At 64.4% G+C, this 7,550-nt stretch carries 18 protein-coding genes; 13 read left to right on the forward strand and 5 right to left on the reverse strand.

Features of this window, described 5'->3' with window-relative positions:
- The first annotated feature begins 147 nt into the window (after positions 1 to 147).
- From KBY66_RS15400 to KBY66_RS15405, 3 genes are read left to right on the forward strand one after another with little or no spacing between them, the layout of a single operon-like run.
- A complete protein-coding gene (locus KBY66_RS15400) occupies positions 148 to 405 on the forward strand; it encodes a hypothetical protein (protein ID WP_255090505.1) in 258 nt (85 codons plus the stop codon).
- Positions 392 to 583 (forward strand): BrnT family toxin, encoded by a 192-nt coding sequence (locus KBY66_RS15980; RefSeq protein WP_255120302.1) that lies wholly within the window; start codon positions 392 to 394, stop codon positions 581 to 583. Before KBY66_RS15400 ends, KBY66_RS15980 begins: the two co-directional genes overlap by 14 nt.
- Positions 580 to 786 (forward strand): hypothetical protein, encoded by a 207-nt coding sequence (locus KBY66_RS15405; RefSeq protein ID WP_255090506.1) that lies wholly within the window; start codon positions 580 to 582, stop codon positions 784 to 786. The genes KBY66_RS15980 and KBY66_RS15405 overlap by 4 nt, the downstream gene beginning before the upstream one ends.
- Before the next feature lie 11 nt (positions 787 to 797).
- Here KBY66_RS15405 and KBY66_RS15800 read toward each other — a convergent pair whose 3' ends face one another.
- Positions 798 to 1,739: an HNH endonuclease gene (locus KBY66_RS15800; protein WP_255090507.1), complete on the reverse strand. Its 942-nt coding sequence runs from the start codon at positions 1,737 to 1,739 to the stop codon at positions 798 to 800.
- Positions 1,740 to 2,012: 273 nt separating this feature from the next.
- Between KBY66_RS15800 and KBY66_RS15415 the strand changes: the two genes are divergently transcribed.
- From KBY66_RS15415 to KBY66_RS15445, 8 genes are all read left to right on the forward strand, one after another.
- Positions 2,013 to 2,219 carry a 2-oxoisovalerate dehydrogenase gene (locus tag KBY66_RS15415; RefSeq protein ID WP_255090508.1) on the forward strand — a complete coding sequence of 69 codons (207 nt, stop codon included), beginning with the start codon at positions 2,013 to 2,015 and terminating at the stop codon, positions 2,217 to 2,219.
- Entirely contained in the window at positions 2,216 to 2,461 is a 246-nt protein-coding gene (locus KBY66_RS15420) for a type II toxin-antitoxin system HicA family toxin (RefSeq protein ID WP_255090509.1), read from the forward strand. Before KBY66_RS15415 ends, KBY66_RS15420 begins: the two co-directional genes overlap by 4 nt.
- 281 nt (positions 2,462 to 2,742) lie before the next feature.
- Positions 2,743 to 2,946, forward strand: a complete 204-nt coding sequence (locus tag KBY66_RS15425) for an addiction module protein (RefSeq protein ID WP_255090510.1) — start codon at positions 2,743 to 2,745, stop codon at positions 2,944 to 2,946.
- Positions 2,947 to 2,957: 11 nt separating this feature from the next.
- Complete coding sequence (locus KBY66_RS15430; protein ID WP_255090511.1) at positions 2,958 to 3,227, forward strand: type II toxin-antitoxin system RelE/ParE family toxin; 270 nt, start codon at positions 2,958 to 2,960, stop codon at positions 3,225 to 3,227.
- A gap of 113 nt (positions 3,228 to 3,340) precedes the next feature.
- On the forward strand, positions 3,341 to 3,544 hold the full coding sequence (locus tag KBY66_RS15435; RefSeq protein WP_255090512.1) for a type II toxin-antitoxin system VapB family antitoxin: 204 nt from the start codon (positions 3,341 to 3,343) through the stop codon (positions 3,542 to 3,544).
- On the forward strand, positions 3,541 to 3,948 hold the full coding sequence (locus KBY66_RS15440) for a PIN domain-containing protein (protein ID WP_255090513.1): 408 nt from the start codon (positions 3,541 to 3,543) through the stop codon (positions 3,946 to 3,948). The genes KBY66_RS15435 and KBY66_RS15440 overlap by 4 nt, the downstream gene beginning before the upstream one ends.
- Before the next feature lie 149 nt (positions 3,949 to 4,097).
- The gene (locus KBY66_RS15985; RefSeq protein WP_255120301.1) at positions 4,098 to 4,427 is read left to right on the forward strand and encodes a DUF6883 domain-containing protein; all 330 of its coding nucleotides are present in this window, start codon (positions 4,098 to 4,100) and stop codon (positions 4,425 to 4,427) included.
- A gap of 3 nt (positions 4,428 to 4,430) precedes the next feature.
- A complete protein-coding gene (locus KBY66_RS15445; protein ID WP_255090514.1) occupies positions 4,431 to 4,664 on the forward strand; it encodes a DUF4926 domain-containing protein in 234 nt (77 codons plus the stop codon).
- A gap of 549 nt (positions 4,665 to 5,213) precedes the next feature.
- Here KBY66_RS15445 and KBY66_RS15450 read toward each other — a convergent pair.
- The 3 genes from KBY66_RS15450 to KBY66_RS15460 all read right to left on the reverse strand — a co-directional run bounded on the left by KBY66_RS15450 (position 5,214) and on the right by KBY66_RS15460 (position 5,865).
- Positions 5,214 to 5,429, reverse strand: coding sequence for a DUF2283 domain-containing protein (locus KBY66_RS15450; protein WP_255090515.1), 216 nt, complete (start codon positions 5,427 to 5,429; stop codon positions 5,214 to 5,216).
- Positions 5,430 to 5,578: 149 nt separating this feature from the next.
- The gene (locus KBY66_RS15455; RefSeq protein ID WP_255090516.1) at positions 5,579 to 5,707 is read right to left on the reverse strand and encodes a hypothetical protein; all 129 of its coding nucleotides are present in this window, start codon (positions 5,705 to 5,707) and stop codon (positions 5,579 to 5,581) included.
- Positions 5,704 to 5,865, reverse strand: coding sequence for a hypothetical protein (locus KBY66_RS15460; RefSeq protein ID WP_255090518.1), 162 nt, complete (start codon positions 5,863 to 5,865; stop codon positions 5,704 to 5,706). Before KBY66_RS15460 ends, KBY66_RS15455 begins: the two co-directional genes overlap by 4 nt.
- Before the next feature lie 129 nt (positions 5,866 to 5,994).
- On the opposite strand from KBY66_RS15460, the gene KBY66_RS15465 reads away from it, so the two are divergent.
- Entirely contained in the window at positions 5,995 to 6,207 is a 213-nt protein-coding gene (locus tag KBY66_RS15465) for a type II toxin-antitoxin system HicB family antitoxin (RefSeq protein ID WP_255090519.1), read from the forward strand.
- Between the two features lie 35 nt (positions 6,208 to 6,242).
- Positions 6,243 to 6,434: a type II toxin-antitoxin system HicA family toxin gene (locus KBY66_RS15470; RefSeq protein WP_255090520.1), complete on the forward strand. Its 192-nt coding sequence runs from the start codon at positions 6,243 to 6,245 to the stop codon at positions 6,432 to 6,434.
- Positions 6,435 to 7,019: 585 nt separating this feature from the next.
- On the opposite strand, the gene KBY66_RS15475 is transcribed toward KBY66_RS15470, so the two are convergent.
- Entirely contained in the window at positions 7,020 to 7,421 is a 402-nt protein-coding gene (locus tag KBY66_RS15475) for a hypothetical protein (RefSeq protein ID WP_255090521.1), read from the reverse strand.
- Between the last annotated feature and the right edge of the window lie 129 nt (positions 7,422 to 7,550).

Genomic DNA, 7,550 nt, shown 5'->3' on the forward strand with positions numbered 1-7,550 from the left:
TGTGCGGCGGGCTCATCCGCCTTCTCACATCAGCCTTGACGGCCTCGCTGTAGCGACGCATCGGTCATCTCCTCAAGCCCCCGGGTGTACGGATGAAAGGGGTGACATCTTTCCTGAACCCGGGGGGCCTGGCAGTTCGTGGCTGTCATGCGGGAATCCCAAGAACCTCCCCCTTTCCTCGCCGCCTTCATGAGCTTCGAGCCCAGAGCGGAGCCGATCCAGAGCCCCGATCAAGCGGCTGATGCTGAGTACCGCTACCGGGTGCAGCTCGTCCCAGCCCCAGAACCCCACCTACAAGTGCAGTGCTGGCGTCGGATCCCGGGCGGCGGCAGCTGGAATCCCCGCTGCGGGCCCATGCCGTTGGCGGCCTTCCTCCAGCGCTTCCTGCCCGGTGATCCGCTTTGATCCGGCCAAGCGCCAGTGGACTCTGGAGCAACGCGGCCTGCATTTTCTCGATGCTGAGACTGTCTTTGCCGGCCCAACGATCGAGGTCCCCGATCGAAGGCGAGACTATGATGAAGTCAGAATCGTCTGCGTTGGATTGCGGCATCAGGCACATCATCTCCATGCGAAAGGCCAATGAGCGAGAGCAACGTTGTTTTTTCCCCGACCTCTACTAAAGGCAAGATCCACTTTGATCTTCAGCGCGTGGATGCCCATGTCATCCAACCCGAAGAGTATGAGGAGATCCCCGAAATCACCGAGGAAGATCTCGCTCACGCCGTGATCAAGCGCCCTGGCCAGCCGGATCAGCCCTTTGTGGCCAAACCAACCCAAGCCTCTTGACCCCATCGGCCTCAGTGCCTCAGGGCTTCTCGGTGGGCACCTAAGAACGCCTCCTGCTCCCGGTTGAACGGACGGATCAGGTTCGCTCCTTCGATGCCCCAGCAGCGCAAGGCCTCGCCGGCTGCCTCGTGCTGCCAGATCAGCTCGCCACTTGCGTCGAAGCTGATCCAATGGCGATCAAACAGCTTGTCCACATGGGGGGAGAGCAGCAGGCCATTGGATCCGCTCAGCCGCTCGCTGTTGTCGCAGGATCGCCAGGGTTTGATGTGGCTCGCCACCAGGAACTCCTGCCGCGCCATGCCCGTGACCCGGCAGGCCGGCTCCAGCTCCGACACCCGATGACGAAACAACCCCTGCCCCAGCCGCGCCTTGGTCTGCGCATCGCGCTCGGTGCTGCTCGGCACCTCCCGCAACCGCTGCATGTCATCGAGCAGGGCAGCGGTGTAGTCGCCCTCTTCCGCTGGCACCACCAGGTGCACCCGCACCGCCGGATCGGCGTGCTCCTCGATCAGCTGGAGTAACAGCAGCCCCAGGGTTTCGCTCAGCCCGGCCAGGTACACCCCTTGGTTGCCCCGGCCTGTGCTGGTGCTGATCGGGCTGTGGCGCTCCGGCAGAAGCGGCTGCAGCATCGCAAAGAACGTCTGCGGCACCAGGGCCTGGCGCAGCGGTTGCCAGTTCACCCGCACCAGCCAGCCCTCCTGGCTCCAGTTCTCCCCCGCTGAGCCGAACTCCGGCGGCTTGGTGGCCGTGATCGCCGCCGTTTCCACCAGCCCCAGCTGGCTGATGCGCCCCTTCGCATAGCTGAACACCACATCCCACCGCTGGCAGCGGGTGAGGTTGTCGTAGCTCACGTTGCGGGCGCCGTTGGCGTTGGCTTTCGGCGACCAGATGTAGCCGCCGTCGGTCTCCTGCCGGTAGGTCTGCTTGTGGTTCACCCACCAGTAGGAGGGCACGGGCGGGCTGTGGTGAGGTCTTAGTCCTAGCAAGAGTTGGCGGAATTCATCGTTGGCATGGCCACGGTCTTGCCGGTGGTACGAGGCACTGGGCCAGGTTTTGTTTTGGGCGGCCCGTCAGGCAGGAGCCCCTGCTGGGATCCCTTCTGGCGTGGGCGTGCTGAGGCTGCAGCCAACCCGGCTCTAGGTGTGGCTGTGGCGCCCCAGTTCCTTTGCCCAGACAGGGGCAGCATCCCGCCCACCACTGCAAGACTGGAGTCACTGGAGGGCGCCATGCAGGAAATCCTTTTCGTGGTCGAGGAAGCGGAGGATGGCTCCTACCGGGCCAGCGCAGCCGCTGCAGCGATCCACACCGAGGCCGACACCCTTGAGGAGCTGCATCGGGAGATTCGCGACGCCGTCGTCTGCCATTTCGATCCCGGCGAGGCGCCGCCCCTGATCCGCCTCCATCACGTAAGGCAGGATCTGCTGGCCCTGTGAGGATTCCGCGGGACGTCAACGGTCAGCTCCTGGCCGAGCGCCTGCGGCGCCATGGCTACGTGCTGACCCGTCAGACAGGCAGTCACATGCGGCTGAGCCGAAGCTCTGGGGGCCAGCAGCAGCACCTCACCATTCCAGCCCACAAGCCCCTGAGGGTCGGCACATTGCGGCAGATCCTCAAGGACGTGGCCGCTCAGTTGGGCTGCTCGATCGAAGAACTGCTCGGAAGCCTGGATCTTTGAGGGCAGGGCCAAGGGGGTCGCTCCCCAGGGCCGCAGGCATCGGGGCCGCTGATGGCTGGTCGCCACCGCAGAGCGTCCCTGCCCATCGGCGTGGAGAGCTGATCCCGTTGCCGGTGAGCACCTTGCCCTGCATCCGCCGGTCCACGTCTTGCGTTGGGGCCGGGCTGGCTGTTGCCCGGTAAATCCGTGGCCGAGCAGTTCGATATGGCCTCCATTTCTCCAGTCCCTCTTGCCACCTTTTGACCGTGCCTACAGTGTGTCCCTCGCTGGGTGTGGCGGCGATGACGCCCGTGTCTGACCTGCTGCAACTGCCCCAGAACGAGCGGCTGGCCCTGGCGATTGCCCTCTGGGACAGCCTCGATGACCAGGCCCGTGATGGGGCTTTGTCGCCCGACCCTGCCCTCTGCGCCGAACTCGACCAGCGCTGGGCGAGCCATCTCGACAACCCCGAAGCGGCTGTGCCCTGGGATGAGGTGCGGAGCTAGCTCGGCATCGCATGACTCCGCCCCCAGTTCGCCTCCTCCCAGAGGCGGTGGAGGATCTGCTGGAAACCCAGCGCTGGTACAGCCGGCTTGAGCTGGCTTTGGCTCGGGAATTCGCTGAAGCCTTCGCTGCTGCGGTGGAGCGCATTCGCCGCGATCCCCGATCCTTCCCCCCGATTCACGGGCAGACCCGCAGGCTCGTGCTGCGGAGGTTTCCCTATGCCGTGTACTTCCGAGAGCAGGGCGCTGGCAGCAGCGCACCTGAACGCACCACTGCTGGGTGAGACGGGGGGTGGCACTGGTGGAGGAGAAGCCCATGCCAGGTGCCATGTCTTTGTTTGCCCCCTCAACCAGGCCGATGGCCCTAATGTGTGGGCACATCACGGCGAGGTCACACATGGCCACGAATCTGGCTCTCGATCAGGACCTGCTTGATCACGCGTTCCGTGTGAGCGGTGAGCCCACCAAGAAGGCCGCCGTGACCCGAGCCCTTCAGGAGTTCATCGCTTGCCGGGAGCAGCGACAGGTTGCCGAGCTCTTCGGCAAGCTCGAGTGGGACCCCGGCTACGACTACAAGGCCGAACGGGAACGCCAGCGGTGAGCCTGCTGGTCGACACCTCGGTCTGGTCGCTGGCCTTTCGCCGTGATGGCCAGCCAGGCTTGCCTGAGGTGGGCGGCCTCCGTGCCGCTCTCCAGGGGGCCGAGCAGGTCTTCACCACGGGATTGGTGCTCCAGGAGGTGCTGCAGGGTTTTGCCGGCCCCAAAAACCGAGACCAGCTTGTGGAGCGCCTTTCCGCCCTCGCTTTCATCCAGCCCGACAAGCAGGACCACATTGCAGCAGCCGAAATCCGCAATGCCTGCCGCCGCCGAGGGATCCAGATCGGCACCATCGATGCCCTGCTCATCCAACTCTGCCAGCGCTACGACCTGACGCTGCTGACAACCGACAAGGACTTCCAGGCAGCCTCTCAGCAGGTGGAGTTCCGGTTATGGGGAATGGCGTGAGGGTCGATCTTCCTTCGCCCCCCCCAGGCAGTTTGCCCACCAGGCGCTCGTAGGTGGCCAAGGGGGGCGGGGGCATGGGGGCATCCTGGCGGGTGTGACAGGGGTGGCACTTGTGGAGGAGAAGCCCAGGCGATCACCCTGGCCCACGAATGCTCCCCCATGCAGACCACGCGATCGTTGACGAAGCCAAGATCTGCGACTATCTGCTCTCAGACACGCATCCAGTCGGTCGCTTCAAGGCCAGGGTCTTTCGTTCACTCGGCTACAGCGTTGAATCCTGGACACGGCTTCGTGATGATCTGCTCCACCATGGGCTGACCGGGACGCTTAAGCGGATCGAGAGCAGCACCTATGGGATGAAAGTAGTCATCAGTGCTACGTTGAAAGGCTCCAACGGCGCATCCAGACCATTCAGAACGGTCTGGCTGATCCCCGATCATTCCAGACAGCCAAGGCTCGTCACCGCATTTCCGGAGTAAGTCATGTTCGTCTTGCACCAGACAGTTGCTCTCACTCACGACATACCTGATGCTGGTCTGCAGTTGGGCGATCTCGGTGCTGTCGTGGCTATTCACGATCCCGCAAACTACGAGGTTGAGTTTGTCGCCGCATCGGGACGCACCCAATCGCTGTTGACGCTTTCAAGCAGCAGCCTCCGAGCGACTGGTGATCAGGATTTGATCGCTGTGCGTTCATTGGCTACGGCCAATCCCTGAGATTCGACATCGTTCAGCTCCTCGCTTGCCAGGATCCGCCGGGCCACGTCGTGCGCAGGGGCCGGGCTGTGGCGGCCCAGCAGTTCCAGGAGCATCAGCGGTTGGTAGATGTGGCTCATGCGCATGCGTTCGGCGATGTACTGCCGCAGGCGCTTGTAAGTAGCAGAGGGGCTGGAGGCCTGGAGTGATGCTGGCGGCTGCCGGGCGACCGGGCCAGGTTTGGCTTTGGGTGGCCCGTCAGGCCATCGCCCCTGCTGGGATCCCTTCTGGCGTGGGCGCAGGCCACGGCAACGCCTGGGCCTCACCCGGCGGGGGAACGGACAAGAGGATTTGGTCCACCTCCTTGGCCACCTTCGCTGCCGTGGTCCGACAGGTGCCGTGCTGGTGGCGGATCCCAGGTGGATGCAGCTGGAATCCCCGCTGCGGGCCCTGGAGCCGTACGGCCTGGAGGTCCGGCGGAAGGATGGTGGAAGAAAGCCAGGGACCAACGCCGTTGTCTGACGACGCCTCCGTCAGGAGGCTGGCCGCGTGCCGCTTCCGGGGTGATGTTCAGGCCGGCTGAAGCACAGGAGAAATCGGAAGCAGGGTTTCGATCGTGCTGCTGTCGCTGATCTGGGAGTAGTGCTCCAGCGTCACACCCACCGGCTTGCCAAGCTCATCAAAGTCCACGATCACGTTGTCGCTCACCGCCTCTGAGCTGCTGCTCACCCGGTCGGCCAGCTCGATGTAGAGGGTGTCGGTATCGGGGAAGTAGCGGATCTTCATGGCTCAGGACGCTCAGCAGCTGGGGAGGTCTGTGACCGGTTTCGGGCCTTGCGGAAGCCGCGATCAAAAAAGGCGTTGTGCACGGTCTCTCTGTCCTCAAGGGTAATGACCCTGAGCGCACGGTTCTGTACCTCCGGCACCAGGCCCCACTAGGCGTAGCGACCGTCGGCCTGCCTGCGTTGTTCGAGCGGTTCGGCCATCACCCGCTGGATCCACTCCTCCTCAATCCCTGGGTGCTTCTGGACCACCACATCACGGAAGTAGGCCGTTGTCTTCACGCACCCAGCACCTCGTTGGCATCAAGGCCCGGTTCGCCGTCCGCCAGGACGTTCTCCAGCCGTTGCGCCAGGGGGAAGGTCAGCAGGGCATTCACCACATGCAGTGCCGGCAGGGCCCGAGACCAGATGTTGTCACGGTAGCGGGGGCATGGGGGCATCCTGGCTGGGGCGTGACGGGGGTGGCACTGGTGAAGAGGACGTTCTGCCGCAAGGCCATGCTTCTCGCCCGTCCATGGGCCAGACGTGGCAAGGTCTCTACGATGATTGACCTGGAGGTGTCAGAGCCTGTGCGTACCTTCTCAGCCGTGATCGAGCGCTGCCCGGACACGGGTCTGCTGGTGGGGTACGTCCCGGGCTTCCCGGGTGCTCACAGCCAGGGCGAGACCCTCGATGAGCTGCAGGCCAACCTCCAGGAGGTGATCGCCATGCTCCTTGAAGACGGCGAACCGACCTTGGAGAGTGATTTCGTGGGTCTGCAGCAGATCATCGTGCCGGCCTGAGCGTGGGCTCAACGCCGGTTCTCAGACCATCAGAGGTGGCAGACATCCTCAGAAAGCTGGGCTTCGAGGTCGTCCGTCAGCGTGGCTCCCACCAGCAGTTCCGTGATTCCCGCGGTCGCTGCACCACGGTTCCAATGCACAAAGGCCGCGATATCGCTCCTCCCTTGCTCCGCCAGATCGCCAAAGACATCGGCATGACACTGGCCGAGTTCCTCAGCTACCGCTGAGCTCAGGTTCTGTGCAAGAGGCTTGTGCCACATCGACAGCAGCTGGTCGCATTCCCTGTCGCTCAGGTTGCCGATGCAGGTGAGCACCCGGCCCACCATCCGCTTCCCAGGATCCGCCGGGCCACGTCGTGCGCGGGGGCCGGGCTGCATCTTCCCAGCAGCTCCAACCGCTTCGCGGAAGCCTTCGGCTACAGCATCCGCGGTTGGTCGATGGGGCTCATGCGCATCCGCTCGGCGATGAACGCGCGCAGTCGCAGGAAGGCGCAGAGGGGCTGGAGGCCACGGAGCGATGGTGGCGGCTGCCGGGCGACCGGGCCAGGTTTGGTTTTGGGCCGCCCGTCGGGCGATCGCCCCTGCTGGGATCCCTTCTGGCATGGGAGTGATGCGGCTGCAGCCACCCGGCTCCGGGTGTTGGTGTGTCGCCCCAGTCTCTCTCGCACTCCGCTGGCGGTGTGGAAATCAGATCCACGGCTACCAACGCCGCGGCCCCCGGAAGCTGCAGCAGGTCGGCGAGGGGTGTCGTGCCCATCGCACTCGGAGGGATGCCTGTGCAGCTCTCGCTCGTTCTCCACCAACGCGCCCTACCTAATCGTCGCCGAACAGCCTTGGCGGTTTCCGCTTCGACAGCCAGCGCAGCGCCGTGGCGAACACCAACAGGGCCAGCCCGGGCTGGATCAAGACAGTGGCCTGAGCCGCCAGGGGCAGTTCGGGGCAGGAGAAACTGGCCGTGAACTGGCTGAGGATCTGCAGCAGTCCGCTGAAGATCGAACAAAACATCAGCACGACCACCATAGGGAACAGCACCAGGGGCGTGATCACACCGATCAGGGCCAGCACGAGCCCAAGAACCTGCATCCCGCTCAGCCAGCGCCGAGCCCGCTTCGTCATCCCAGCGCCTGGCAACAGCCAGGTCAGCAGCTTGGCAAGGAGCAGGGGCAGCAGCAGGGTCAGGGCCCAGCGGAGCGCTTCGGCGGCGGATTCAGGCACGGCTGTCTCGCGTCAAGCCCCTTGGCCGTTTGGCGTCAATCAAGTTGGCCGGTGAGGCCCCCTGAGCTGCTCTGCGGTTGCCTTTGACGACAACCTCTTTCCGGCGACACGAAATCTTGCCCATCTCCG

This window comes from Synechococcus sp. Tobar12-5m-g (genome assembly GCF_024345415.1).
GTDB lineage: Bacteria > Cyanobacteriota > Cyanobacteriia > PCC-6307 > Cyanobiaceae > Regnicoccus.

Bases quoted from the DNA above. Each gene is read 5' to 3' on its own strand.
- KBY66_RS15400 (WP_255090505.1), top strand. From the start codon at position 148: ATGCGGGAATCCCAAGAACCTCCCCCTTTCCTCGCCGCCTTCATGAGC.
- KBY66_RS15405 (WP_255090506.1), top strand. From the start codon at position 580: ATGAGCGAGAGCAACGTTGTTTTTTCCCCGACCTCTACTAAAGGCAAG.
- KBY66_RS15415 (WP_255090508.1), top strand. From the start codon at position 2,013: ATGCAGGAAATCCTTTTCGTGGTCGAGGAAGCGGAGGATGGCTCCTAC.
- KBY66_RS15425 (WP_255090510.1), top strand. From the start codon at position 2,743: ATGACGCCCGTGTCTGACCTGCTGCAACTGCCCCAGAACGAGCGGCTG.
- KBY66_RS15430 (WP_255090511.1), top strand. From the start codon at position 2,958: ATGACTCCGCCCCCAGTTCGCCTCCTCCCAGAGGCGGTGGAGGATCTG.
- KBY66_RS15435 (WP_255090512.1), top strand. From the start codon at position 3,341: ATGGCCACGAATCTGGCTCTCGATCAGGACCTGCTTGATCACGCGTTC.
- KBY66_RS15985 (WP_255120301.1), top strand. From the start codon at position 4,098: ATGCTCCCCCATGCAGACCACGCGATCGTTGACGAAGCCAAGATCTGC.
- KBY66_RS15445 (WP_255090514.1), top strand. From the start codon at position 4,431: ATGTTCGTCTTGCACCAGACAGTTGCTCTCACTCACGACATACCTGAT.
- KBY66_RS15450 (WP_255090515.1), bottom strand. From the start codon at position 5,429: ATGAAGATCCGCTACTTCCCCGATACCGACACCCTCTACATCGAGCTG.
- KBY66_RS15460 (WP_255090518.1), bottom strand. From the start codon at position 5,865: ATGCCCCCATGCCCCCGCTACCGTGACAACATCTGGTCTCGGGCCCTG.